At 70.7% G+C, this 24,267-nt stretch carries 21 protein-coding genes and 3 pseudogenes; 11 read left to right on the forward strand and 13 right to left on the reverse strand.

Going from position 1 to position 24,267, the window contains the following annotated elements; translation table 11 throughout:
* Positions 1-63: 63 nt before the first annotated feature.
* The 3 genes from ACIF8S_RS23400 to ACIF8S_RS23410 form a co-directional block, all read right to left on the reverse strand.
* The gene (locus ACIF8S_RS23400) at positions 64-1,041 is read right to left on the reverse strand and encodes an aldo/keto reductase (protein WP_400001449.1); all 978 of its coding nucleotides are present in this window, start codon (positions 1,039-1,041) and stop codon (positions 64-66) included.
* 378 nt (positions 1,042-1,419) lie between these two features.
* Positions 1,420-2,850 (reverse strand): argininosuccinate lyase, encoded by a 1,431-nt coding sequence (gene argH, locus ACIF8S_RS23405; protein ID WP_400001451.1) that lies wholly within the window; start codon positions 2,848-2,850, stop codon positions 1,420-1,422.
* A 104-nt stretch (positions 2,851-2,954) separates the two neighbouring features.
* Positions 2,955-4,148 carry an argininosuccinate synthase gene (locus ACIF8S_RS23410; protein ID WP_024885110.1) on the reverse strand — a complete coding sequence of 398 codons (1,194 nt, stop codon included), beginning with the start codon at positions 4,146-4,148 and terminating at the stop codon, positions 2,955-2,957.
* Positions 4,149-4,519: 371 nt separating this feature from the next.
* On the opposite strand from ACIF8S_RS23410, the gene ACIF8S_RS23415 reads away from it, so the two are divergent.
* From ACIF8S_RS23415 to ACIF8S_RS23435, 5 genes and pseudogenes are all read left to right on the forward strand, one after another.
* The gene (locus ACIF8S_RS23415; RefSeq protein WP_400001453.1) at positions 4,520-5,107 is read left to right on the forward strand and encodes a pyridoxamine 5'-phosphate oxidase family protein; all 588 of its coding nucleotides are present in this window, start codon (positions 4,520-4,522) and stop codon (positions 5,105-5,107) included.
* Positions 5,108-5,110: 3 nt separating this feature from the next.
* Positions 5,111-5,815: pseudogene (locus ACIF8S_RS23420) on the forward strand (L,D-transpeptidase).
* Between the two features lie 88 nt (positions 5,816-5,903).
* Positions 5,904-7,286: a ferric reductase-like transmembrane domain-containing protein gene (locus tag ACIF8S_RS23425; RefSeq protein WP_400001454.1), complete on the forward strand. Its 1,383-nt coding sequence runs from the start codon at positions 5,904-5,906 to the stop codon at positions 7,284-7,286.
* A gap of 53 nt (positions 7,287-7,339) precedes the next feature.
* A complete protein-coding gene (locus ACIF8S_RS23430) occupies positions 7,340-8,092 on the forward strand; it encodes an FMN-binding protein (protein WP_400001456.1) in 753 nt (250 codons plus the stop codon).
* Positions 8,093-8,150: 58 nt separating this feature from the next.
* On the forward strand, positions 8,151-8,888 hold the full coding sequence (locus tag ACIF8S_RS23435) for an FAD:protein FMN transferase (protein ID WP_400001583.1): 738 nt from the start codon (positions 8,151-8,153) through the stop codon (positions 8,886-8,888).
* Between the two features lie 204 nt (positions 8,889-9,092).
* Here ACIF8S_RS23435 and ACIF8S_RS23440 read toward each other — a convergent pair whose 3' ends face one another.
* Genes ACIF8S_RS23440 through argC form a run of 5 tightly spaced genes read right to left on the reverse strand, consistent with a single transcriptional unit; the run spans position 9,093 to position 13,935 of the window.
* Entirely contained in the window at positions 9,093-9,650 is a 558-nt protein-coding gene (locus tag ACIF8S_RS23440; RefSeq protein ID WP_400001458.1) for an arginine repressor, read from the reverse strand.
* Positions 9,651-9,657: 7 nt separating this feature from the next.
* A complete protein-coding gene (locus ACIF8S_RS23445; RefSeq protein WP_400001460.1) occupies positions 9,658-10,863 on the reverse strand; it encodes an acetylornithine transaminase in 1,206 nt (401 codons plus the stop codon).
* Positions 10,860-11,762, reverse strand: a complete 903-nt coding sequence (gene argB / locus ACIF8S_RS23450; RefSeq protein ID WP_400001462.1) for an acetylglutamate kinase — start codon at positions 11,760-11,762, stop codon at positions 10,860-10,862. Before argB ends, ACIF8S_RS23445 begins: the two co-directional genes overlap by 4 nt.
* On the reverse strand, positions 11,759-12,910 hold the full coding sequence (gene argJ, locus ACIF8S_RS23455) for a bifunctional glutamate N-acetyltransferase/amino-acid acetyltransferase ArgJ (RefSeq protein ID WP_400001463.1): 1,152 nt from the start codon (positions 12,908-12,910) through the stop codon (positions 11,759-11,761). The genes argB and argJ overlap by 4 nt, the downstream gene beginning before the upstream one ends.
* Complete coding sequence (gene argC / locus ACIF8S_RS23460; protein ID WP_400001465.1) at positions 12,907-13,935, reverse strand: N-acetyl-gamma-glutamyl-phosphate reductase; 1,029 nt, start codon at positions 13,933-13,935, stop codon at positions 12,907-12,909. The genes argJ and argC overlap by 4 nt, the downstream gene beginning before the upstream one ends.
* A 212-nt stretch (positions 13,936-14,147) precedes the next feature.
* Between argC and ACIF8S_RS23465 the strand changes: the two genes are divergently transcribed.
* Positions 14,148-14,651: a hypothetical protein gene (locus ACIF8S_RS23465; protein WP_400001592.1), complete on the forward strand. Its 504-nt coding sequence runs from the start codon at positions 14,148-14,150 to the stop codon at positions 14,649-14,651.
* Positions 14,652-14,662: 11 nt separating this feature from the next.
* Here the strand turns inward: ACIF8S_RS23465 and ACIF8S_RS23470 are convergent.
* Both ACIF8S_RS23470 and ACIF8S_RS23475 read right to left on the reverse strand, forming a co-directional pair.
* Positions 14,663-15,043: pseudogene (locus ACIF8S_RS23470) on the reverse strand (TniQ family protein); the annotation flags it as partial.
* A gap of 3 nt (positions 15,044-15,046) precedes the next feature.
* Entirely contained in the window at positions 15,047-16,033 is a 987-nt protein-coding gene (locus ACIF8S_RS23475) for a TniB family NTP-binding protein (RefSeq protein ID WP_400001467.1), read from the reverse strand.
* Positions 16,034-16,137: 104 nt separating this feature from the next.
* Between ACIF8S_RS23475 and ACIF8S_RS23480 the strand changes: the two genes are divergently transcribed.
* The 5 genes and pseudogenes from ACIF8S_RS23480 (at position 16,138) to ACIF8S_RS23500 (ending at position 20,749) form a co-directional block, all read left to right on the forward strand.
* Positions 16,138-16,407 (forward strand): hypothetical protein, encoded by a 270-nt coding sequence (locus ACIF8S_RS23480; RefSeq protein ID WP_400001469.1) that lies wholly within the window; start codon positions 16,138-16,140, stop codon positions 16,405-16,407.
* 94 nt (positions 16,408-16,501) lie between these two features.
* Positions 16,502-17,071 carry an NADPH-dependent FMN reductase gene (locus ACIF8S_RS23485; RefSeq protein WP_400001471.1) on the forward strand — a complete coding sequence of 190 codons (570 nt, stop codon included), beginning with the start codon at positions 16,502-16,504 and terminating at the stop codon, positions 17,069-17,071.
* Positions 17,072-17,150: 79 nt separating this feature from the next.
* Positions 17,151-18,275 carry an FAD-dependent oxidoreductase gene (locus ACIF8S_RS23490; RefSeq protein ID WP_400001473.1) on the forward strand — a complete coding sequence of 375 codons (1,125 nt, stop codon included), beginning with the start codon at positions 17,151-17,153 and terminating at the stop codon, positions 18,273-18,275.
* Between the two features lie 65 nt (positions 18,276-18,340).
* A pseudogene (locus tag ACIF8S_RS23495) lies at positions 18,341-19,484 on the forward strand (FAD-dependent oxidoreductase).
* Positions 19,485-20,005: 521 nt separating this feature from the next.
* Positions 20,006-20,749: an IclR family transcriptional regulator gene (locus ACIF8S_RS23500; RefSeq protein ID WP_397723254.1), complete on the forward strand. Its 744-nt coding sequence runs from the start codon at positions 20,006-20,008 to the stop codon at positions 20,747-20,749.
* Between the two features lie 119 nt (positions 20,750-20,868).
* On the opposite strand, the gene ACIF8S_RS23505 is transcribed toward ACIF8S_RS23500, so the two are convergent.
* From ACIF8S_RS23505 to ACIF8S_RS23515, 3 genes are all read right to left on the reverse strand, one after another.
* On the reverse strand, positions 20,869-21,429 hold the full coding sequence (locus tag ACIF8S_RS23505; protein WP_387796725.1) for a nitroreductase family protein: 561 nt from the start codon (positions 21,427-21,429) through the stop codon (positions 20,869-20,871).
* Between the two features lie 142 nt (positions 21,430-21,571).
* Positions 21,572-23,191: a long-chain fatty acid--CoA ligase gene (locus tag ACIF8S_RS23510; protein ID WP_400001476.1), complete on the reverse strand. Its 1,620-nt coding sequence runs from the start codon at positions 23,189-23,191 to the stop codon at positions 21,572-21,574.
* Positions 23,188-24,069, reverse strand: coding sequence for a TIGR03620 family F420-dependent LLM class oxidoreductase (locus tag ACIF8S_RS23515; RefSeq protein ID WP_387796729.1), 882 nt, complete (start codon positions 24,067-24,069; stop codon positions 23,188-23,190). The genes ACIF8S_RS23510 and ACIF8S_RS23515 overlap by 4 nt, the downstream gene beginning before the upstream one ends.
* Between the last annotated feature and the right edge of the window lie 198 nt (positions 24,070-24,267).

Here is a 24,267-nt window from a genome sequence, read left to right on the forward strand (position 1 = left end):
GTACTCATGTCTCATCGCGTGGCGTCGTTCCGAGGCTGTCGGCGGCGGACGGCGAGGGTGAGGTCAGTGCCAGGGCAGGCCGCTGCGGTGCTGCCAGTACGCGTCGGGGCTCTCGACCAGCGGGGCCAGGCGGGCGAGCTGGTCGTCGGTCAGGTCGACGGCCGCCGCGTGCAGGTTGGAGACGAGCTGGACGGTGGTGGCCGCGCCCGACAGGACCATGCCTGCCCACGGCTCACGCAGCGCGACGGCGAGGGCCACGGCGTCGCAGCCCAGGCCGGTCTCCTCGGCGACGGCGCGCAACGGCTCGGGGGCCTGGGGGCCGGCGAGGCGGCCGTTGGCCATGCCCTCCTTGACGATCACCGTGAGCCCGGCGTCGTGGGCCTCGGCGAGCGCGGGGCCGGCGGAGGTCTCCAGAACGTTGTAGGTCGACTGCACCGTGCGGAAGAGGGGCGCTCCGTCGACCGTGACGGCGAGGGCGGCGCGGATGGCGTCCGCCTGGCGGGGGCCGCTGGTGGAGAAACCGACGGTGAGACCCTGGGCCGCGGCCTCGGCGAGCCGGGCGTGCAGTTCCTTGTCGGCGAGGGCGGGGCTGTCCGGGGTCAGCGAGTGGATCTGGTAGAGGTCCAGCCGGTCGCCGAGGATCGCGTCGGTCTCGGCACGCTGGCGTTCGTACGCGGCGAGGGAGTGGTCCTTGACCTCGTGCCGTTCGGCGTCGGTGGTCCAGCCGGCGGTGTAGGTGTAGCCCCACTTGCTGCCGACGACCACGTCGGTGACGTCCGGGTGGTTCTTCAGCCAGTCGGCGAGGAATTCCTCGCTGCGGCCGTAGGAGCGGGCGGCGTCGAAGTAGCGCACGCCCTGGGCGTAGGCGGCGTCGAGGAGTTCGTGGGTGCGGGTGCGGAGGTTCTCGACGGTGCGGTGGTCGTGATCGCCGAGGTCGGCGTCCCGGCCGAGGGTGATGTAGCCGGGGCGGGCGATCGCGGCGAGGCCCAGGCCGAGGTGGGCGGTGGGGGTGGTGGCGGTGGCCAGGCGGGCGAAGGGCATCTCGACTCCGTCGGGTCGGCTCCGGTGCGGCGTTGGGGCCAACGTAACCCGAAGTGTGGCTCCGCCTTGGGATTAGGGCGGGCGCCCATGAGCGCGGGCGCTTCGCGGGGGATGGCGGGTGCGGGTGCATTTGCGCAGTTCCCCGCGCCCCTAGGGGGGTGGTCTTGGTGGCACGGTCAGTGCGGGTGCGTGGGGGTTGTTCGCGCAGTTCCCCGCGCCCCTGAGGGGGTGGGACTTCGGGGCGCGGTGGGTGCGGCGGCGTGGGAGTTGAGCGCGCCGTTCCCCGCGCCCCTGAGGGGGTGGGACTTCGGGGCGCGGTGGGAGCGGCGGCGTGGGAGTTGAGCGCGCCGTTCCCCGCGCCCCTGAGGGGCGTCTTTGCTACTGCTTCTTCGCTGTGGCCCACTTGTGCTGGAGGGCTACGTTCTCCTTCAGTTCCGCCAGCTGGATCGCCACCGCGCTCGGGGCGGTGCCGCCTCGGCCGTTGCGGGAGGCCAGGGCACCGGGGACGTCGAGGACCGAGCGCACCTCCGGTGTGAGGTGCGCGGAGATCTTCGCGAACTGCTCGTCGGTCAGCTCGTCCAGCTCCTTGCCCTCCGCCTCGGCGACCTTCACGCACTCGCCGGCCACCTCGTGGGCGACCCGGAACGGCACGCCCTGGCGGACCAGCCACTCGGCGATGTCCGTGGCGAGGGAGAAGCCGGCCGGGGCCAGTTCCTCCATGCGCTCGCGGTGCACGGTGAGGGTGGCCATCATGCCCGTGAAGGCCGGCAGCAGAATCTCCAGCTGGTCGATGGAGTCGAAGACCGGCTCCTTGTCCTCCTGGAGGTCACGGTTGTACGCGAGCGGGAGGGCCTTGAGGGTGGCCATCAGGCCGGTGAGGTTGCCGATCAGGCGGCCGGACTTGCCGCGCGCCAGCTCGGCGATGTCCGGGTTCTTCTTCTGCGGCATGATCGACGAGCCCGTGGAGAAGGCGTCGTGGAGGGTGACGAAGGAGAACTCCTTCGTGTTCCAGATGATGACCTCCTCGGCGATCCGGGAGACGTTCACACCGATCATCGCGGTGATGAAGGCGAACTCGGCGACGAAGTCGCGGGAGGCCGTGCCGTCGATGGAGTTGCCGGCGCTGCCGTGCTCGAAGCCGAGGTCCTTGGCGACCGCCTCCGGGTCCAGGCCGAGGGAGGAGCCCGCGAGGGCGCCGGAGCCGTACGGGGAGACGGCGGTGCGCTCGTCCCACTGGCGCAGGCGCTCCGCGTCCCGGGAGAGGGACTGCACGTGCGCGAGGACGTGGTGGGCGAAGAGCACCGGCTGGGCGTGCTGGAGGTGGGTGCGGCCGGGCATCGCCACGTCCGGGTGGGCTTCGGCGAGCCCGACCAGGGCGTCCTGGAGGTCGGCGATCAGGCAAGCGATGACGCGGGCGTGGTCACGCAGGTACATCCGGAAGAGGGTGGCGACCTGGTCGTTGCGGGACCGCCCGGCGCGCAGCTTGCCGCCGAGGTCAGGGCCGAGGCGCTCCAGCAGTCCGCGTTCCAGGGCGGTGTGGACGTCCTCGTCGGCGATGGTGCCGGTGAACGCGCCGGAGGCCACGTCGGCCTCCAGCCGGTCGAGGCCCTCGATCATGCGGGTCAGCTCGTCCTCGGTGAGCAGGCCCGCCGTGTGCAGCACGCGCGCGTGGGCGCGGGAGCCGGCGATGTCGTAGGGGGCCAGCCGCCAGTCGAAGTGGACGGACGCGGACAGCTTCGCCAGGGCCTCGGCGGGACCGTCGGCGAAACGGCCGCCCCAGAGCCGGACGTCACCGCTGTTGCTGCTCACTTGCGTGCTCCTCGAGGGTTCCGGATGTGCCGCCGCCTCCCCGCGGGAGCGCGGGGAGGCGGCTGTCAGGCTAGTGCGTGTAAGGGGTCGTCAGGCGCTGCGGCTCAGCCGAGGTCGCGCTTGGCCGCGATCTTCGACGACAGGCTGTAGATGTCGATGAAGCCCTTGGCCGCGGCCTGGTCGAAGGTGTCGCCGGTGTCGTAGGTGGCCAGGTTGAAGTCGTACAGGGACGACTCCGAGCGCCGGCCGGTGACGACGGCGCGGCCGCCGTGCAGGGTCATCCGGATGTCGCCGTTGACGTGCTGGTTGGCCTCGGCGATGAAGCCGTCCAGGGCGCGCTTCAGCGGGGAGAACCACTGGCCGTCGTAGACCAGCTCGCCCCAGCGCTGCTCGACCTGCCGCTTGTAGCGGGCCAGCTCGCGCTCGACCGTGACGTTCTCCAGCTCCTGGTGGGCGGTGATCAGGGCGATCGCGCCGGGGGCCTCGTAGACCTCGCGGGACTTGATGCCGACGAGGCGGTCCTCGACCATGTCGATCCGGCCGATGCCCTGGGCGCCGGCGCGCTCGTTGAGCTGCTGGATCGCCTGGAGGACGGTGACGGGCTTGCCGTCGATGGCGACCGGGACGCCCTCCTTGAAGGTGATGACGACCTCGTCGGGCTCCCGGGCCACGGCCGGGTTCTGGGTGTACTCGTAGACGTCCTCGATGGGCGCGTTCCAGATGTCCTCGAGGAAGCCGGTCTCGACGGCACGGCCGAAGACGTTCTGGTCGATGGAGTACGGGGACTTCTTGGTGGTGGCGATCGGCAGGCCCTTGGCCTCGCAGAAGGCGATGGCCTTGTCACGGGTCATCGCGTAGTCGCGGACCGGGGCGATGCATTTCAGGTCGGGGGCGAGGGCGACGATGCCGGCCTCGAAGCGGACCTGGTCGTTGCCCTTGCCGGTGCAGCCGTGGGCGACGGTGGTGGCGCCGTGCTTCTGCGCAGCGGCGACGAGGTGCTTGACGATCGTCGGCCGGGACAGCGCGGAGACCAGCGGGTAGCGGTCCATGTAGAGGGCGTTGGCCTTGATCGCCGGGAGGCAGTACTCCTCGGCGAACTCGTCCTTCGCGTCCGCGACCTCGGCCTCGACGGCACCGCAGGCGAGCGCGCGCTTGCGGATGACGTCCAGGTCCTCGCCGCCCTGGCCGACGTCGACCGCAACGGCGATGACCTCGGCGCCCGTCTCCTCGGCGATCCAGCCGATGGCGACGGAGGTGTCCAGACCGCCTGAGTAGGCGAGTACGACGCGCTCGGTCACGGGTTTCTCCTTACAGTGCAATCGCTGACATGCATGAGTATGCAGGAGTCCGCATGATTCGTCAATTCAGGGTCCGGGCGACGCCACACCCGGACCTTTCGAAGGCCACTCCGTACGGGCGTTGAACGCGAGAAACCGCTTGCGCGTATTGCTCACCGGGACAGGCGCCGCTTCGACCCACCCGGAGACACCCCTCAGGGACGAGCCCGCCACCCCTGGCCGCCTGCACGCTCACCGAGTGAGGTGACAGGCGCTGTGGCCGCCCCGTGTACGCGCCGGCCGGGGCGGCCACGGTCCCTCCGTCACCGAGACCGGGACAGCGCCGGAAAATCCTTAGACAGACGAAGAATCTGGCCCGATAATCGGTTGACATGGGGAAAACGTACGAACGCATCGACGGGCGCCTGCGCACCTTCATCGAGGACCAGCCCGTCTTCTTCACCGCCACCGCTCCGCTGTCCGCCGACGGCACGGTCAACCTCTCACCCAAGGGGCTCAAGGGATCCTTCGCGGTCCTCGACGAGCTCACCGTCGCCTACCTCGACTTCGCCGGCTCCAACGCCGAGACCGTCGCCCATCTGCGGGAGAACGGCCGGATCACCCTGATGTGGTGCGCCTTCCAGGGGCCGCCGAACATCGTCCGCGTGCACGGGCGCGGGGAGCCCGTGTTCCGGGACGATCCGCGGTTCGCGCAGCTGCTCGCGCACTTCCCGGACATCGACCCCTGGACCCACGGGCTGCGCGCGATCGTCGTCGTGCGGGCCGAGCTGATCCGCGACACCTGCGGCTACGCCGTGCCCTTCATGGCGTACGAGAGCGAACGCGACCTGCACGAGAAGCGGTTCGCCCGGGAGGACGACACCTCCCTGGACGCCTACTTCACCAAGAAGGAGCACATCGCGACGAGCATGGACGGACTTCCCGGGCTGCCGTTGCCGCTGCCCCCGTCTAGCGTCTGACCCATGCGCCCAGGTGCCGTCTCCGCCGCCGTCCTCGTGTCCCTGTCCCTGCTCGCGCTCGGCACCGCCCAGCGTCCCGGGTCGCCGCTGCCGGAGCGGATGGCGGACACCGGGGGCGGCACCCAGCTCATCACCGCGGTGGCGGCGGGGACGGACTCCACCACCGGCACGGTCACCTGGTGGAACCGCAAGGGCGGACGCTGGACGGCGGCCGGTTCCGCACCGGCCCGCTTCGGCTCGGGCACACTCGTCGAGGGGACACGGCGCAAACAGGGCACCAGCACCACCCCCACCGGCCTGTACGGCATGCCGTACGCCTTCGGGACCGAGGCGGCCCCGTCCGGGACCCGGTACACCTACCGCCCCGTACGGCAGAACTCCTGGTGGTGCCAGGACAACGACTCGCGCTCCTACAACCGCTGGACCGAGCCCCGGGCGGGCGACTGCCGGGCCGGCCAGGCGGAACACCTGATCACCTACCGCGCCCAGTACGCCCACGCCCTGGTCGTCGACTTCAACTACCGCAAGCCCGTGCGCGGCCGGGGCGCCGGCATCTTCCTGCACGTCGACGGGCGTGGCGCCACGGCCGGCTGTGTCTCCGTGTCCAAGAGCGCGATGCGGCGGATCCTGCGCTGAGCCGACCCGGCGCGGGCCCCGCACCTGGCGATCGGCACGACCGGCGGACGCACGGCCGTCACCCGCTACTGAGGGGCGCGGCAGAAGCACGGATTCCTCTGAACACTCCAGCGTGACGGCACGTATGAGTGGGCCAAGGGCCGAGTCCCACGGAGGAACCGTGACCACCACGCTCGCCGGCGGCCGTGCCGCCCGCCGCCAGACGATGCGCCGCATCCGTCCGCGCCGCTCCCCCGCCGTGCCGCTGCTGCTCGCCGTGGGCGCGGGCGCGGTGGCCGTGCTCTGGCTGTGGTGGACGAGCACGCCGTCCATCGCGGACACCACCGGGAAGATCATCGCCGCCGGCCGGATCACCGGTCTGCTCGCCGGATACCTGATGGCCCTGGTCGTGCTGCAGATGGCGCGGGTGCCCGCGCTGGAACGGCGGGTCGGCTCGGACCGGGTCGCCCGCTGGCACGCGATGAGCGGCCGCTACACCGTCAGCCTGGTCGTCGCCCATGTCTTCCTGATCATGTGGGGCTACGCCCGGCAGGCCGGCAGGACCCTCGCCGACATCGTGTCGCAGACGGTCACCTCCGTCACCACGCTGCCGGACATGGGCAAGGCCGCCATCGGCACCGGCCTGCTGTTCGTGATCGCCTTCCTGTCGGTCGGCCCGGTCCGGCGCCGGCTGCCGTACGACGGCTGGTACCACGTGCACCTGCTGACCTACGCGGCAGTGTTCCTGACGTTCTGGCACCAGATCACCACCGGCAACGAGTTCGCGGTCACCCCGTCCGCGAAGACCTTCTGGTACGGCCTCTACGGCGCCGTCACCGCACTGGTCCTCTGGTACCGGATCATCACCCCGGTCCGGCTGAACCTGCGGCACCAAATGCGCGTCCACGCGGTCGTCGAGGAGACTCCGGGCGTCGTGTCGGTGCTGATCGGCGGGCGCCGGCTGCACCGGATGGGCGCCGAGGCCGGGCAGTTCTTCCGCTGGCGGTTCCTGGCGCCCGGCATGCGGTTCAGCTCGCACCCGTACTCGCTGTCCGCGGCACCCCGCCCGGACATGCTGCGGATCACCGTCAAGGCGATCGGTGACCACAGCTCCCGGCTGCGTGAGCTGGAACCCGGCACCCGGGTGTGGGCCGAGGGCCCCTACGGGGCGCTGACCGCGCAGCGGCGCAGCCGCGGCAAGGTGCTGCTGGTCGCGGGCGGGGTGGGCATCACCCCGATGCGCGCCCTGTTCGAGACTTTGCCCGGCGCGTCCGGTGACATCACCCTGCTGTACCGGGCCAACAGCACGCAGGACCTGGCGCTGTGGGGCGAGCTGGCGAAGATCGCCGACGAGCGCGGCGCCCGGCTGATGTACGCGGTGAACAGCCCCGACGGGGAGCGCCCGGACATCTCCGCGGAGAGCCTGCGGCGCAAGATGCCGGACATCGACCGCCACGACGTCTTCATGTGCGGGCCGCCCGGGTTCGCCCAGCAGGTGTACGCGGCGCTGCGCGACGCCGGGGTCCCCGCGCGGCGGATCCACCACGAGTCGTTCGAGATGTGAGCGGCGGGCCGTCGGCCCCGGTCGCCCGTTACCCTCCAGGAGCTTGAGAAGCGATGAGGAAGAGTCACCCCCTCCGGCGTGCCGTGCTGGCGACCGCCGTCACCGTCTCCGGGATCGTGCTGCTGCTGTCGCTGAAACCCGGGTCCGACCCGGGGTCGGCCGCTGCGGCGGGCGGCGCCCCTCCCGCGGCGGAGTCCGTGCAGGGTGGCGCCCGTCCCATCGGGGACGGCACGGTCACCGGCGACGCGGCGCAGACCCAGTACGGGGCGGTGCAGGTCCGGCTGACCGTCAGCGGCGGGAAGATCACCAAGGCGGAGGCGGTCCAGGCACCCAAGGGCGGCCAGAGCGACCAGGTCACCGCCGGCTCCGTACCGAAACTCAACCAGGCGGCCGTGGCCGCGCAGAGCGCCGAGATCGACGCCGTCTCCGGCGCCACCTACACGAGCAACGGCTACAAGCAGTCCCTCCAGTCGGCCCTGGACAAGGCGCGCGCCGCCGCGCCCGCCGCCCCGGAGGGCGGTGCCGCGGCCGAGGCGCGGACGGTCACCGGCGAGGTGGCGCAGACCCAGTACGGGCCCGTCCAGGTACGTGTCACCGTCGACGGCGGGAAGATCACCAGGGCGGAGGCGGTCCAGGCGCCCAGGGGCGGCCAGAGCGACCAGGTCACGTCCGACGCCGTACCGAAGCTCAACCAGGCGGCGGTGCGGGCCGGCTCCGCCGACATCGACGCCGTGTCGGGCGCCACGTACACCAGCGCCGGCTACAAGGAGTCCCTCCAGTCGGCGCTGGACCAGGCCGGTGGCTGACACGGTGGCCGCCGAACCCGTCGAGGCGCCCGCCGCGGTGCGTCGCGTGGAGGAGACGATGGGGACCGTCTTCTCGCTCGACGTCCGCGGCGGGGAACCGGGCGCGGTGCGCGCGGCGATGGAGGACGCCGTCGCCGGACTGCGCCGGGTGGACGAGGTGTTCAGCACCTACCGCGAGGACAGCCAGATCTCCCGGCTGGCGCGCGGTGAGCTGGACGTCGGGGCGTGCGATCCCGAGGTCGCCGAGGTGCTGGAGCTGGCCGCGGAGGCGGAACGGGTCAGCGGAGGCTGGTTCAGCACGCGGTACCGGGGAGAGCTCGACCCGACCGGGATCGTCAAGGGCTGGGCCACCGAGCGCGCGGCCCGGCGGCTGCTGGCGGCCGGGGCGTCGGGGGTGAACGTCAACGGGGGCGGAGACGTCCAGTTGCTCGGGTCACCGGGGACGGGACGGCCCTGGCGGGTGGGTGTGGCGGACCCGTTGCGCCCCGGAGGGCTGGCGGCGGTGGTCTCCGCGGCCGGCGCGCGGGAGCTTGCGGTGGCCACGTCGGGGACCGCGGAGCGCGGCGACCACATCGTCGACCCCCGTACGGGCCTCTCCGCGGTGACCGACCTGGTGGCGGTGACGGTGGTCGCTCCCCGGCTGACGTGGGCGGACTGCTGGGCCACGGCGGCCTTCGCGATGGGCTCACGGGAGGGCCTGCGCTGGCTGGAGTCCCTCCCCGACACGGAGGCCCTCCTGATCACAGCGGGCGACGAGGTACGTTGCACAGCACACCTAGCCCGGTGGCTGGGCTGACGAGCACCCCGTAAGGGGCGCGGGGAACTGCGCGACCAGCCACGCACCGGGCCGCACCCGGCGTGCAACAGGCCCCACAACCCGGTGGCCGCACAGGGGTGCGACACAGGCCCGCTGGGGGGTGCCGCCTGCGCCCACCCGTGCCGCCCCAAGCGGAACGACTGCCCGCAGTCGGCAGGCGCCTTAGGGCGCGCGGCCGACCCCTCAGTGCCCGTTCTGAGCCAACCGCAGCAAGTGATCAGCCAGCGCCTGCCCACCCGTGGGCTCCCTGCTGATCAGCAGCAACGTGTCGTCCCCGGCGATGGTCCCGAGAATGTCCTGCAACTCCGCCTGATCGATCGCGGACGCCAGGAACTGCGCGGCCCCGGGCGGCGTCCGAAGGACGACCAGATTCGCGGACGCCTCCGCGGAAATCAGCAGCTCCGCCGACAGCCTCCGCATCCGCTCCTCCTTGGCGGACTCCCCCAACGGCGCCCGCGGCGTGCGGAAACCCCCCTCACTGGGCACCGCGTAGATCAGATCCCCGTCGTTGTTGCGGATCTTGACCGCGTTCAGCTCGTCGAGGTCGCGGGAGAGCGTCGCCTGGGTGACGCTCAGCCCGTCGTCGGCGAGCAGCTTCGCGAGCTGGCTCTGCGACCGCACCGGCTGCCGGTTGAGGATGTCCACGATCCGCCGGTGCCGCGCGGTACGGGTCTGCGGCACGGCGGGCCCGGCCTGCCCGGCCCCTCCCGCCGTGCGCTCCTGATCCTGCTCCTGGCTCATCGTCGTCTCATTCTCCGGATCGTCCTTCCCCGCCCGCCTGGCCGGCGGCGTCCAGGATGCCGGGCAGCGCCCCGAGGAACGCGTCCACCGCGTCGTCGCCGAGGTTCAGCGGAGGCATCAGCCGTACGACATCGGGGGCGGGCGCGTTCACAAGGAACCCGGCGTCCTGAGCCGCCTGTTGCGCCTGGGGCGCGAGCGGCTCGGTGAGCACGATACCCAGGAGGAGGCCCGCTCCCCGGACGTGGTCGATCAACGCGTGGCCGGAGCCCTCGATCCCGTCGCGGAGTTTCGCGCCCTGCCGCTTGACGTTCTCCAGCAGCCCCTCGTCGGCGATGGTGTCGAGCACGGCGAGTCCGGCGGCGCAGGCCACCGGGTTGCCGCCGAAGGTGGTGCCGTGGTGTCCGGGTGCGAGCAGGTGGGCCGCGCGGCCGAAGGCGACGGTGGCACCGAGCGGCAGACCGCCGCCGAGCTGCTTGGCGAGGGTCACGACGTCCGGGAGCACGCCCTCGTGGGCCTGGTACTCGAACCAGTTCCCGGTGCGGCCGACGCCGGTCTGCACCTCGTCGAGGACCAGCAGCGCGCCCTTGGCGGCGGTGATGGCGCGGGCCGCCTTGAGGTAGCCGGGGGGCGGGACGACGACGCCCAGCTCGCCCTGGATGGGTTCGAGGACGACGACGGCCGTGTCCTCGGTGACGGCCGCGTCCAGGGCCTGGGCGTCGCCGAACGGCACGTGGGTGACGTCGCCGGGCAGCGGCAGGAACGGCTCCCGCTTGCCGGCCTGCCCGGTCAGGGCGAGGGCGCCCATGGTGCGGCCGTGGAAGGCGCCCTCGGTGGCGACGACGTGGGTGCGTCCGGTGAGCCGGCCGATCTTGAAGGCGGCCTCGTTCGCCTCGGCGCCGGAGTTGCAGAAGAAGACCCTGCCGTCCCGGCCGAAGAGCTGGAGCAGCCGCTCGGCCAGTGCCACGGTCGGCTCGGCGAGGAAGAGGTTGGAGATGTGGCCGAGGGAGGAGATCTGCCGGGTCACGGCCTCGACGACCGCCGGGTGGGCGTGGCCGAGGGCGTTGGTCGCGATGCCCCCGACGAAGTCGAGGTACTCCTTGCCGTCGGCGTCCCAGAGCCGCTGGCCCTCCCCGCGCACCAGGGGGAGGCGGGGGGTGCCGTAGTTGTTCATCAGCGCGCCCTGCCACCGGGCGGTGAGTTCCGCGTTGCTCACGACTCCCCCTGTTCGTCGGGCACGACCATGGTGCCGATGCCCTCGTCCGTGAAGATCTCCAGCAGGATCGAGTGCTGGACCCGGCCGTCGATGACGCGGGCGGTGTTCACGCCGTTGCGTACGGCGTGGAGGCAGCCCTCCATCTTGGGCACCATGCCGGAGGACAGGTCCGGCAGGAGCTTCTCCAGCTGCGACGCGGTGAGACGGCTGATCACCTCGTCGCTGTTCGGCCAGTCCTCGTAGAGGCCCTCGACGTCCGTGAGGACCATGAGGGTTTCGGCGCCCAGAGCAGCAGCGAGTGCCGCAGCCGCCGTATCAGCATTGACGTTGTAGACATGGTGGTCGTCCTGGGAGCGGGCGATCGACGAGACGACCGGGATGCGGCCGTCGGCGAGCAGTGCCTCGATCGCGCCCGTGTCGATCTCGGTGATCTCGCCCACCCGCCCGATGTCGACCAGCTCTCCGTCGATCTCGGGCTGGTGCTTGATGGCGGTGAGGGTGTGCGCGTCCTCGCCGGTGAGGCCGACGGCGAGCGGGCCGTGCCGGTTGAGCAGCCCGACCAGCTCCCGCTGGACCTGCCCGGCGAGCACCATGCGCACGACGTCCATGGCGTCCTCGGTGGTGACGCGCAGGCCGGCCTTGAACTCGCTGACGATGCCGTGCGTCTCGAGCGCGCGGCTGATCTGCGGGCCGCCGCCGTGCACGACGACAGGCTTCAGCCCGGCGTGCCGCAGGAAGACGACGTCCTGGGCGAAGGCCGCCTTGAGGTCCTCGTCGACCATGGCGTTGCCGCCGAACTTGATGACGACGGTCTTGCCGTGGTGCCGGGTCAGCCAGGGCAGGGCCTCGATGAGGATCTGCGCCTTGGGCAGCGCGGTGTGCTTACGGGTGACGGTCATGAGGAGTAGGCGCTGTTCTCGTGGACGTAGTCGGCGGTGAGGTCGTTGGTCCAGATGGTGGCGGTGGCGTCGCCGGCGGCCAGGTCGGCGACGACGTGCACCTCGCGGTAGCGCATGTCGACCTTGTCGCGGTCCTCGCCCACTCCGCCGTTCTTGCAGACCCAGACGCCGTTGATGGCGACGTTGAGGCGGTCGGGCTCGAAGGCGGCCCGGGTGGTGCCGATGGCGGACAGGACGCGCCCCCAGTTGGGGTCCTCGCCGTGGATGGCGCACTTGAGGAGGTTGTTGCGGGCGATGGAGCGGCCCACCTCGACGGCGTCGTCCTCGGTGGCCGCGTTCACGACCTCGACCTTGATGTCCTTGCTGGCGCCCTCGGCGTCGCGGATGAGCTGCTGGCCGAGGTCGTCGCACACCTGCCGTACGGCCTCGGCGAAGTCCTCGTACGCCGGGGTGACGCCGGAGGCGCCGGAGGCGAGCAGCAGCACGGTGTCGTTGGTGGACATGCAGCCGTCGGAGTCGACGCGGTCGAAGGTGACCTTGGTGGCCGCGCGCAGCGCCTTGTCCAGGGTCTCGCCGTCGACGTCGGCGTCGGTGGTGAGGACGACGAGCATGGTGGCGAGGCCGGGGGCGAGCATGCCCGCGCCCTTGGCCATGCCGCCGACGGTCCAGCTGTCCTTGCCGGCCACGGACGTCTTGTGGACGGTGTCGGTGGTCTTGATGGCGATGGCGGCCTTCTCGCCGCCGTGCTCGGAGAGCTGTCCTGCGGCGGTCTCGACGCCGGGGAGCAGCTTGTCCATGGGGAGCAGGACGCCGATGAGGCCCGTCGAGCAGACGGCGACCTCGCCGGCGCCGACGCCCAGCACCTCGGCGGCCTTCTCGGCGGTGGCGTGGGTGTCCTGGAAGCCCTTGGGACCGGTGCAGGCATTGGCGCCGCCGGAGTTGAGGACCACGGCGGCGAGCTGCCCGCTCCTGAGGACCTGCTCGGACCAGAGCACGGGGGCGGCCTTCACGCGGTTGGCGGTGAAGACGCCGGCGGCGGCGCGGCGGGGGCCGTTGTTGACCACGAGGGCCAGGTCGGGGTTGCCGTTCTCCTTGATCCCGGCGGCGATGCCCGCCGCCGTGAATCCCTTTGCTGCCGTCACACTCACGGCGCAACTCCGATCGTCGAAAGTCCCGTGGTCTCGTCGAGACCCAGGGCGATGTTCATGCTCTGGACGGCACCGCCCGCGGTGCCCTTGGTCAGGTTGTCGATGGCGCTGATCGCGACGATCCGGCCCGCGGCGGCGTCGTACGCGACCTGCACCTGGACGGCGTTGGAGCCGTACACGGAGGCGGTGGCGGGCCACTGCCCCTCGGGGAGGAGATGGACGAAGGGCTCGTCGGCGAGGGCCTTCTCATAGGCGGCGCGCACGGACTCGGCGGTGACGCCGGGCCTCGCCCTCACGGAGCAGGTGGCGAGGATGCCGCGGGGCATCGGCGCCAGGGTGGGCGTGAAGGACACGGTGACGCGTTCGCCGGCCGCCGCGCTGAGGTTCTGGATCATCTCGGGGGTGTGCCGGTGCCCGCCGCCCACGCCGTACGGCGACATGGAGCCCATGACCTCGCTGCCCAGCAGGTGCGGCTTGGGCGACTTGCCCGCGCCGGAGGTGCCGGACGCGGCGACGACCACGGCCTCGGCCTCGGCGAGCCCGGCGGCGTAGGCCGGGAACAGGGCGAGGGAGACGGCGGTCGGGTAGCAACCGGGTACCGCGACACGCTTGGACCCCTCCAGCGCGGCGCGGCCACCCGGCAGTTCGGGCAGGCCGTAGGGCCAGGTGCCGGCGTGCGGGGAGCCGTAGAAGGTCTCCCAGTCGCCGGCGTCCTTCAGACGGAAGTCGGCGCCCATGTCGATCACGAGCACCTCGTCGCCGAGCTGCTCGGCGACGGCGGCGGACTGGCCGTGCGGCAGCGCGAGGAAGACGACGTCGTGCCCGGCGAGCGCCTCGGGGGTGGTCGGCTCCAGCACCCGGTCCGCGAGCGGCAGCAGGTGCGGCTGGAGCGCGCCCAGTCGCTGTCCGGCGTTGGAGTTCCCGGTCAGGGCGCCGATCTCGACCTCGGGGTGGGTCAGGAGCAGACGCAGCAGCTCACCGCCCGCATACCCGCTCGCTCCGGCCACCGCCGCACGTACCGCCATGGAAAAACCCTCCTCCTGGATGGCATGACTATACGTTTCGCTGCACTTTTATGCAATGCGGTCCTGCATGGATCCTCCGGACCGCTGTGACCGAGAGTTTTAGCTGGCGGATCATGGTCTGAACCATGCAGGCCAGGAGCCCGTGGGGAATTCTTGTTGGCGGATCTTGAGGGGGTTAGTTGGCGGATCAAAACTCTCAGTGTTCACTGTGCGTGAGCGTCGGGCTGCTCATTGGGTATGGAGGGGCTGACTGCACCCGAGTCGATGTCCCGGGCGAGCTGTTGGGCATATTCGGCGAGGAGTTTCCGCAGGTCGGCATAGTGTCGAAAGGTGTCTGGGCGGACGAGGTTGTACCAGGTGGTGTTGCGGCGGAGGGCCCATTCGAGCTGGATGTGTTGAGGCTGTTCGGCCTCGATGGTGCGCGGGGCGAAGAGATGCTCGCCTTGTGTGACCTGTACCCAGATGTAGACGGAGGCGTCCTGGCGTTTGCGGTCACCGACCGGTGGCCGGATGGGGCCGGGAAGCGGTGGCAACTCGCTGACCAGGGCATCCCAATCGTCCCCAGGAAGAGCCCAGTCCCTGAGTGCCTCGCGTCGGCGCTGGTAGTCGATGAGCGGTCGCCGGGGTGCTCGGAGTTCGGCGCCGAGCTCGCGGAGGACTCGTTCGAACTGGGAAGGTGCCACAGCTTGTGCCAGGCGCCGCCGTGGAGTTGCTGAGCCGGGGAGCAGTCACCTGTCAGGCAGGAGGGGCAATACCGGGGGGAGCCGACGAAGAGCCACGGGTCCGGCCTCCTCGGTCCCGGCCCGGGCGCGGACGATTCCGACTGGGCGATGGGCGGATACCGGTCTCGCCACTGTGCCAGTGTCAGTGCCGACACTTCCGCGGCTGTCTGCCGGGTCAGGCGGGCGAACCCTTGTGTCTCCGGCCCGGTGAGACTCAACAACAGACTGCCTGGGATGTGTGCAGCGTGGACGCGATCAGTCCAGCCCGCGGCACGGATCAGCTGCAGAGGCGGGAGGCTGAGGCGATGCCCGAGCCGCAGCAGGTAGCTGACCAGGGACTCTCCTGGCGCAGGTTCGAGACTCCGGGGGAGAGGACCCAGGCTCATTTGTCAGGCGCCCGCGTGCGCAGTGGGGCCATGGTCATCGAACGTGGTGTTCCGCGGCCGTTTCGCCCGCCGCCTTGTGACGGCCGTCTGCGAGTCCGCCGGGATCACGGGCTCGTCTGGCGCCTGCTCGGGTGCGTCCCGCCTGAGCACGATTTCGTCCAGCAGGCTTTCGTCGATCAGTTCCTTCTCGGACTCCATGGCCTCCTGAGCTCCGTCCTCGAGCAGTCGTCCCAACAGGCCGATGACGCCGCCGGTACGGCGCATGAGGTACTCCGGCATGGTGCCGTCCGTGAGCATGCCCGGCTTCGCATGCATCAGCCGCAGATGCTGCTCGATTCCCTTCAAGTGGCCGACGAAGGTAGCGATCTGGTTCGGAGTCACGTAGCGGAAGCGATCGAGCTCGATGAGGTCGAAACGGTGCTCGGTCTGGGTGATCTCCAAGCCGTGGATGCGGGTTGACTCCAGCGGTGGCATCTCCCACTGCCGGGTCTTCTTGTTCCATCTGGCCTCGCGCAGCAGCCCGACGCCCTGGATGTTGACGCCGGTCAGGATCAACGTGACGTCCAGACTCATGAAGGCCCGCAGCAGGTCGAGGACGTCCTGGTCGTCGGCACGGTGCATCCGAAGTCGGCTGATGTCGTCCAGAATCAGTGCTTTGACGCCGTGGTCGTGCAGGGAGTCGGCAACCTGCCGTACCAGTTCCGGCAGTGTGGCCGCCCTGCGGGTCGGGGCACGGAAGAAGCCCAGGATTGATGCGCACAGGCTCTTCGGGGTCGCTGTCACCGGGGTGGAGACGTAGACGACCGGTGCATGAAGATCACGCGTGCCCGGTAGCGCCCCAGGGTGGAGACTGTCGTGTAGTTTCAGCCATTGGTCTTCGAAGACGGCCCCGGCTGAGCAGACGGACGCGGTCTTGCCGTAGTTGCCCCAGCCGCTGATCATGACGCCGGCGCGCGTGGGATCGTCCTTCTTCCTCGTGTCGCCGCTCAACGGGTCAGTGTCGTGCGGTCCGGGTCGTACGCCGGCCTCGGCTCACCCGGCAGCGCCCGAGCCGGATGCCCTCCGCTCCCGCGGCGGGACCAGGGCGCCCACGAGTGAGCATCGTGATGTTCGCGGGCGTGCTGTACCTCCCGCTGTTCCAGCAGACGGTGTGCCTCGGCGGCTCCCTCGGCGTCACCGCCTTCGGGTCCCTGTTCACCCACGCGCTCGACGGACGCACCCCGGACGACGGCCGGGCGTACCTCGACGGGGTGGCCCAGGGCACGGGTTCGGTCTTCCTCGCCCTCGCGGTGTTGTGTGCCGCCTGGTTCGCCGCCTCCTGGCTGATCAAGGAAGTGGCGCTGCGCGGCAAACCCGGCAAGTAGATCCGCCCGCGCACCGCATGCGCTGCCTCCACTACCCGAACCGGCAGCTTCGCCAACTCCCGTCCACGTCCTTCCCACTCCACGGAGAGTTCTCATGATCAAGATTGCTGTTGTGCTGGCCAGCACCCGTGAGGGCCGCCGCGGCGAGGCCGTAGCCGGCTGGGTTCTTGACCAGGCCCGCCAGCGCAGTGACGCCCGTTTCGACCTCGTCGATCTCGCCGAGGTCAACCTCGCCCATCTGTCCGAGCCCATGCCGCCGGCCATGGGTCGCTACACCCAGCCCGCCACTCAGGAGTGGGCCCGCACCGTCGCGGGGTACGACGGCTTCGTCTTCGTCACCCCGGAGTACAACCACTCCTTCCCCGGCGTGCTCAAGAACGCCCTTGACCATGTCTACGCCGAGTGGAACAACAAGGCGGCCGCCTTCGTGTCGTACGGCATGGACGGCGGCGTGCGCGCCGTCGAGGCACTGCGGCCGGTCATGGGCGCGCTGCAGATCGCCGTTGTGTCCGCTCAGGTCGCCTTGAGCATGCACACCGACTTCGCTGGCTTCAGCGATTTCACCCCTGGTGAGCATCAGACCGCGGCCCTGAAGTCGGTCCTCGACCAGCTCGTCGACTGGTCCACGGCCCTGGCCCCCGTGCGCACGTACAGCATCGGCTGATCGACACCCTTCCTCCGCGCCGCTGCCTGCCGGCGCCCCTCGCCCGGCCTCCGGCCGGGACCGAACTCTTGGAGACCAGATGACAACCCCGACCATCGCGATCGTAGGTGGCGGCCTTGGCGGGCTCGTCCTCGCACGCGTACTTCACCTGCACGACATCCCCTGCACCGTGTTCGAGGCGGATGCCTCGCCCGACGCCCGCACGCAGGGCGGCATGCTCGACATCGGCGCCGACGACGGTCAGCCCGCACTCGCTGATGCCCAGCTGATCGGACAGTTCTGCAGCATCGTGCACGCCGGTGGGCAGGCCAAGCGGATCCTGGACCAGCACAACACCGTCTTCGTCGATGCCGTCGACGACAGCGATGAGGGCGACCGGCCCGAAGTGGACCGCGGCGACCTGCGCGCCATGCTCATCAATTCGCTGCCTGCCGGCACGATCCGGTGGGGGAGCCGCGTGCTCTCGGCCCGCGCTCTCGACGGAGGGCGCCATGAGATCACCCTCCAGGACGGCACAAAGGCGGTCAGCGACCTGCTCGTCGGCGCGGACGGCGCCTGGTCCCGCATCCGCCCCCTGGTCACCGACGCGGTCCCCGTCTACAGCGGAGTGTCCTTCATCGAGGTCGACCACTACGACGCCGACGCCCGGCACCCCGGCCCTGCCAAGGTCGTCGGCAACGGCATGCTGATGGCTCTGGGCGCCAACCGCGGCTTGCTCGCCCACCGCGAACCCGACGGCTCGCTGCACATCTACATCGCCCTGCGCACATCACGCGAATGGATCCACCACACCGACTGGACTTCCGCCGACACGGGCAAGGCCATTCTGCTGAAGGAGTTCGCCGACTGGGCCCCCGAACTGCGCGCCCTGATCAGCGAGGCGGACAGCGCTCTCATCCCGCGGACCATCTACGCCCTGCCCGTCGGTCTGACGTGGCAGCACGTGCCCGGCCTGACGCTGCTGGGAGATGCGGCACACCTCATGTCGCCGTTTGCCGGCAGCGGCGCAAACCTGGCTCTGTTCGATGGTGCCGAACTGGCGAAGGCGATCACCGCGCAGCCCGGCGACCTCGACGCGGCCGTGGCCCGTTACGAGGAAGCCATGTTCACCCGCAGCGCCAAGGCCGCCGAGGCGTCCGCGTTCATCTTGGACGCCTGTTTCAGCGACACCGCCCCGCACAGCCTGTTCCCGCCTGAACTCTGAGCAATGCCTCGCCAAGCGCACTCCGACGGCCGGCAGCCGGCCGCCGCCCCGAAAGGTAACCGCAGATGACCCCCACCACCCACCACCCCATCGCCATCGTGGGCGGCGGCCTGAGCGGCCTGGCCCTCGCCCGAGTCCTGCACATCAACAACATCGCCGCCACCATCTTCGAAGGTGACGCTTCACCGCAGGCCCGCACCCAGGGCGGCATGCTCGACATCCACGAGGACACCGGGCAGGCCGCCCTGCGCACCGCCGGCCTTTACGACGCATTCCGGGCCCGTGTCCATGCCGGCGGCGAGACACTGCGCGTGTTCAACAAGCACGGCAAGGTGCTGCTCGCCGAGGAAGACGACGGCACCGGGGACCGTCCCGAGATCGACCGCGGCGACCTGCGCGACCTGCTGCTCGACGCGCTGCCCAAGGACATGATCCGCTGGGGCCGCCAGGTCACCGGCGCCCGTGCGCTCGGTGAGGGACAACACGAGGTCACCTTCGCCGACGGCGTGGCCATCACCTGCGACCTGCTCATCGGCGCCGACGGCGCCTTCTCCCGCATCCGCCCGCTGGTCTCCGCGGCCCGACCGGAGTACACCGGCATCTCGTTCGTCGAACTGGACCTGCTCGACGCCGCGACCCGCCACCCCGAGGCGGCCGAACTCCTGGGCGGCGGCATGTTCTTCGCCCTCGGCGGTGACCAGGGCCTCCTCGGGCGACGGCAGCCTGCACATCTACACCGCGCTGCGCACTCCAGAAACCACCCTCACCGGCTGGGACTTCAGCAACCCTGACCTCGTTAAGACGGCCCTGCTGGAGCACTTCGCCGACTGGGCGCCGCAGTTGCGCCAGCTCATCAACGACGCGGACGGCCCGCTGATCCCCCGTCTGATCCACGCGCTGCCCATCGGCCACCGCTGGGAACGCGTCCCGGGCGTGTCGCTGACTGGCGACGCCGCGCACCTGATGTCCCCGTTCGCGGGCGAAGGCGCCAACCTCGCCCTCATCGACGGCGCCGACCTCGGCCGCTGTCTGGCCGACCACCCGAACGACACCGAAGCGGCGCTGGCCGCCTACGAGGCGCTCCTCTTCCCGCGCAGCGAACACACCCAGAGGGAATCCGCCACCGGCCAGGAGCTGATCTTCCACCCGGACGCCCCGCAGCCCCTCCTCGACATGTTCACCGCCGGTCCGGCCCAGGCAGCGCACTGACGCCACACGAGGTGCTGCACCGTCAGACCGGCTCATTCAGCACAGCTGCCTCTCACTCAAGGATCGAGGCAAGCCATGACCATGACTGCTATCACCGGTGCCTGGGCCTTCGACGGCGAGACGCCCGGAGGCCACCCCCAGTGAACTGTTCCCCGAGGGGTTCCGCCCCGACCCGCCTGCCGGCGCAAAGCCCAGCGGCAAGGCCCCGGTCATGCCCGCCTCCACCACCCCGGAGGAACTAACTCCGTGTCCAGGGCGCGAACCGTCGTCGTGCCTGATCGTGCCGCTCTTCGGCAACGATAGGGAATCGTCGCCGGTCATCCCGAGCCGACGGCCGCAGGGCCCCGGGTACGCCCGGGATCGGACATGGTCGCCGGTATCCGGCAGTCCGCCGAACGGGCCGACAGGGCCCGCACGGTGACGGTTCGGCGTCACCGGCGCGTCCCCAGGCGGCCGACCAGCTTGGCCAGGAAAGGCAAGACGCTCCCGGCACCGTCGATGTGCACCTTTAGACTGAGCGTATGCCTGAGACCTCTACGGCGCGCCCCGGGGGAGCGGACACGGCGAAGCGCGCCCTGCGCGTACTCGACGTCGTGGGCCGGTCGGAACAACCGCTCATGCTGGAGGAGGTCGTGAGGCAGACCGGCTTCGGCAGGAGCATGACCTACCGGCTGCTGCGGGCACTGCAGGAAGAAGAATTCCTTGAGCACGCCCCGGGCGGCGGCTACAGCGTCGGAGGTCGGCTGTACTCGCTCGCCGCTGCCGTCCTGCCCAGCTTCGACACCGACAACGCCTACCTGCCCCTGCTCCAGACGATCGCCGCCGAGAGCGGGGAGACCTGCACGCTGCACCGGCGGGTCGGTGCCAGCGTCGTCCTGGTGCTCGGTGCCGAGTCGACCCTGCACCCGCTGCGCCGGGTCTGGACCCCGGGCGAACTGACCCCGGTCGTCCGCGGGAGTGCAGGGACGGCGCTCCTGGCCAACCTCGGCCAGGACGAACTGACCGCGGTGCTGGACACGTTGCCCGCCGAAGCAACCAGCGGGGTGCGGGAACGAGCCGCCGAGGCGCGCAAGTTGGGCTACGTCCTGTCCTTCGGCGCCAACCACCCCGGGGTCCACGGTGTGGCGACCCCGGTGCCGGGCGCCGACCTGGCGGTATCGGTGTCCGGTCCCGGGCACCGATGGACCCAGGAGCGGATGACCGCGTTTGCTCCCCATCTGATCGAGCTGGTGCACACCTTCTCGCGGCCTGCCCCGCGCGGCTGAGACGCGCACCTCGCAGTGCTGCGCCCAGGCCTGGGCGCAGCAGATGTCGTACGGGCTGGGAGCAGGCGGGCGGCGCTGGTGGTTGCTGCGTTCACCTCGCCGTGCCACATGTGCGGCTGTTACCGCGCCGGTACCCATGGGGCGGATCGCAGGTGCGCGATGCTGTGCCGGTCACGATCCTGTGCGGGGCCGTCTGCTGGCTTGCCCACGGCGACCATGGAGACGATCACCCAGCCGGGGTTCGGGTTCAACTCCTTGGTGAGCCCTTCCAGGTCGAAGGCCCGGAATTGGCGCGCGGCCAGTTTCAGGGCCTGGGCTTGTACCGTCAGGTGAGCGGTGGCCTGGCCGAGGTCGTAGTCCGCGAAGCCGGAGAAGAGCAGCTCCGTGTCGTCGACGTGCCGGTGCGCCAGGGTGACGACGAGCAGACCGGCATCCGTCGCCCAGCGCGCCGAGCTCGGCGCGAGGTGCGGCAGTACACGGTCGTACTCCGGCTCACCGGGCCTGGCGGTGAAGAAGCCCCACGGCTGGGTGTTCCCCGCCGACGGCGCCCACCGCGCGGCTTCCAGCAGCAGCTTCAGGGCGCGGTCGTCGACAGCCGCCGACGGATCGAATCGGGAGGGGCTGAAGCGCCCGGCGAGCAGCGGGTGTATGCCGCTGGGCGGCTCTTGAGGGTGGTGCATATCGGCTACAACCGGCGCCCGCGAGGGCGTATTCCGGTCGGCTAGACCGGGGCGGACCAGGCATCCGGCCGCCCGGGCCCAGCGCATCCCGGATCTGCTGAAGCGCAGTATGAGCAGCGAGTCGCCGGGCGGGACGAGTGCGTCATCCGCTGGTGCTGCCGCCCTCGCGTGCGCCCAGGCCGCGCTTGAGGATCTTGCCGGTGGCGGTCATGGGCAGCGTGGCGGCGAACTCGACGATCCGCGGATACTTGTAGCCGGCCATCTTCTCCTTGCACCAGGCGATCAGTTCCGTCTCGCTCAGGTCGGATCCCGGCCGGCGGACGACGACGGCTTTGATCTCCTCGCCGTGGCCGGGGTGGGGTACGCCGATCACGGCGCACAGCGAGATGTCCGGGTGGGTCAGGAGACGTTCTTCGATCTCGCGCGGGTACACGTTGAAGCCGCCGCGGATGATGAGGTCCTTGGAGCGGTCGACGATGTAGTACCAGCCGTCCGCGTCGCGGCGTGCCAGGTCGCCGGTGCGCAGCCAGCCGTTCCTGAGGGCCTCGGCGGTGGCTTCCGGGCGGCCGAAGTAGCCCTTCATCACGTTGTGGCCGCGTACGGCGATCTCGCCGACGTCACGGCCGGGCGGAAGGTCTGTCCAGGAGCCGGGCCGCAGGAGTTTCATTTCCACGCCGGGCACCGGCAGCCCGATCGAACCCGCCTTGGCCGGGGCGCCGAACGGCGAGAACGCCGCGATGGGGCTGGTCTCGGAGAGGCCGTACCCCTCCAGGATGGTCACGCCGAAGACGCGCTCGAAGGCGGCGTGGATCTCGCCCGGGAGTGCGGCACCCCCGGAGTTGGCTACCCGCAGGTGCTGGGTGAAGGCGGCGATCGAGGAGGCACCGCTGTTGTCGCCGGCCTCCTTCTGCATCTGGTCGATCGCGTTGAGCAGGGCCCAGTACATGGTCGGAACGGCGGCGAAGACGGTGATCTTCTCGTCGGCCATCAGGGTCAGCGCCGCCTGGGGTTTGAAGCGCGGCATGAGGACGCTCGTGCCGGCGAAGGCGATGACGCCGTTCTGGCAGACGGTCTGGCCGAACGAGTGGAACAGCGGCAGGGCGGACAGGTGCCGGTCGGGACGGTCGGGGCTGGCTTCGAACAGCAGCCGGCCCAGCAGGGCGTTGTCGCGCAGGTTGCGGTGGCGCAGCTCGGCGCCCTTGGGCGTGCCGGTGGTGCCGGAGGTGTAGAGGATGACGGCGGTGTCGTCCTCGTCGACCGCCACCATGGTGTGGTCGACGGGGGTGTCGGCGAGCGCGGAGCCCAGGGTGCGCGCCTCGGGGTGCGGCGGGGCGCCAGCGGGGTCGGTGGTGATGCTGACGAACTGCCGGCACTGGGGGGCGTGCTGGAAGCCGGCCCAGCCTTCGGAGTCCATGGCCAGCCCGGCGACGTCTTGGTGGCAGAAGTACACCGAGGCGCCGGAGTCGTTGAGGTGGTAGGCGATCTCGCTGCGCTTCAGGAGCGTGTTGAGCGGGACGACGGCCGCGCCGGCTCGGAGGATCCCGTAGTAGGCGATTGTGAACTCGGGGATGTTGGGGCAGGTGAGCGCGACAACATCGCCGCGGCCTACGCCCAGTTCGGTGAGCAGGTTCGCGCATGCGCGGGATGCGAGGTCGAGTTCGCGGTAGGTCAGGCGCCGCGCGCCCGCCACGATCGCCTCGCGGCCGGGGAAGTGGGCGGCGGTCGTCTCCAGCAGGTAGGCGAGATTCGCGGTGGGGTTCACGGCCGGATCTCCTCGGCGAGAGCGGCCAGTTGGGCCAGCCCTCCGTCGTGGGCGTGCAGGGGGTGTGCGGCCACGCGCGTGGCGCCGGCGGCGAGGTGCTCCTCGATCCTGCGGGCCACCGCATCGGGGCCGCCGATGGCGACCATCTCGTGGACCAGCTTCTCGGTGGCCTGCCCGTTGACCTCGACCTCCGTGTGTCCCAGGGCCTGCAGGTGGTGGACGTAGTTGGGCAGGGCGAGGCGTGAGGCGACGTAGGCGGCGCCCAGCGGCATCGCCGCGTCGATGTCGTCGGTGATGATGAACGCCTGCTGGGGCACCAGCAGCGGGCGGTCGCCGAGCAGGGTGCGTGCCGCCGCGGTGTGGTCGGGGGTGACGAAGAAGGTGTGCACCCCGGCGGCGCGTTCACGGGCCAGGTCCTGCATCCTCGGCCGCAACGCGGCCAGTACCACCGGGGGTCTTGCATCGCCGGTGTCGAACCGTCCGGTCTGGTCCAGGGAGTCGAGGTAGGAGGCCATGTAGGCCAGCGGCTTGGTGTGCTGGTGGCCCCGCTCGGCGTTGCGCACGGCGTGGCTGGTGCCCAGCCCCATCACGAACCGTCCGGGGAAGGCGAGTTCCAGGGTGTGCCCGGCGGCGGCCGCGGCCGTGGCGTCGCGTGCGTAGACGTTGGCGATGCCCGTCGCGACGCCGAGCCGCTCGGTGGCCGCCAGCAGTAGTGCGGCCTGGGTGAACGCCTCGCGGCTGGTGGGGGTCTCCGGGAACCACAGGCGGGCGAACCCCAGCCGCTCCACCTCAGCGGCGATGGCCGGGAGCCCATCGCCGCTGACACCCGCGAGCGTCAGCCAGGCGTCCACCCGGCCGGCACGTCGTTGTTCGACCACAATCGCCTCGATTCCAATATGTGAAACTCAATGTTTCGCCAAGTGGGTTTCGTAGACGGTAGGCAGCGCCGCAGCCGCGCGTCAACGGCTTCCCGACGAGCCTCGCCGAGCGCACCCTCCAGGGCTCGGACCGTCCCGACCGGTTGACACGCAGGGGGTACCGTCTTAATTTCCGTTGCACAATGTAGATTCAGAGGT

The sequence above is a fragment of the Streptomyces sp. NPDC085937 genome (assembly GCF_044540535.1).
Classification (GTDB): domain Bacteria; phylum Actinomycetota; class Actinomycetes; order Streptomycetales; family Streptomycetaceae; genus Streptomyces.

Excerpts from the sequence above, each read along its gene's own strand:
- ACIF8S_RS23400 (WP_400001449.1), bottom strand. The coding sequence starts at position 1,041 with ATGCCCTTCGCCCGCCTGGCCACCGCCACCACCCCCACCGCCCACCTC.
- ACIF8S_RS23415 (WP_400001453.1), top strand. The coding sequence starts at position 4,520 with ATGGGGAAAACGTACGAACGCATCGACGGGCGCCTGCGCACCTTCATC.
- ACIF8S_RS23430 (WP_400001456.1), top strand. The coding sequence starts at position 7,340 with ATGAGGAAGAGTCACCCCCTCCGGCGTGCCGTGCTGGCGACCGCCGTC.
- ACIF8S_RS23435 (WP_400001583.1), top strand. The coding sequence starts at position 8,151 with ATGGGGACCGTCTTCTCGCTCGACGTCCGCGGCGGGGAACCGGGCGCG.
- ACIF8S_RS23440 (WP_400001458.1), bottom strand. The coding sequence starts at position 9,650 with ATGAGCCAGGAGCAGGATCAGGAGCGCACGGCGGGAGGGGCCGGGCAG.
- argB (WP_400001462.1), bottom strand. The coding sequence starts at position 11,762 with ATGACCGTCACCCGTAAGCACACCGCGCTGCCCAAGGCGCAGATCCTC.
- argC (WP_400001465.1), bottom strand. The coding sequence starts at position 13,935 with ATGGCGGTACGTGCGGCGGTGGCCGGAGCGAGCGGGTATGCGGGCGGT.
- ACIF8S_RS23485 (WP_400001471.1), top strand. The coding sequence starts at position 16,502 with ATGATCAAGATTGCTGTTGTGCTGGCCAGCACCCGTGAGGGCCGCCGC.
- ACIF8S_RS23490 (WP_400001473.1), top strand. The coding sequence starts at position 17,151 with ATGACAACCCCGACCATCGCGATCGTAGGTGGCGGCCTTGGCGGGCTC.
- ACIF8S_RS23500 (WP_397723254.1), top strand. The coding sequence starts at position 20,006 with ATGCCTGAGACCTCTACGGCGCGCCCCGGGGGAGCGGACACGGCGAAG.
- ACIF8S_RS23505 (WP_387796725.1), bottom strand. The coding sequence starts at position 21,429 with ATGCACCACCCTCAAGAGCCGCCCAGCGGCATACACCCGCTGCTCGCC.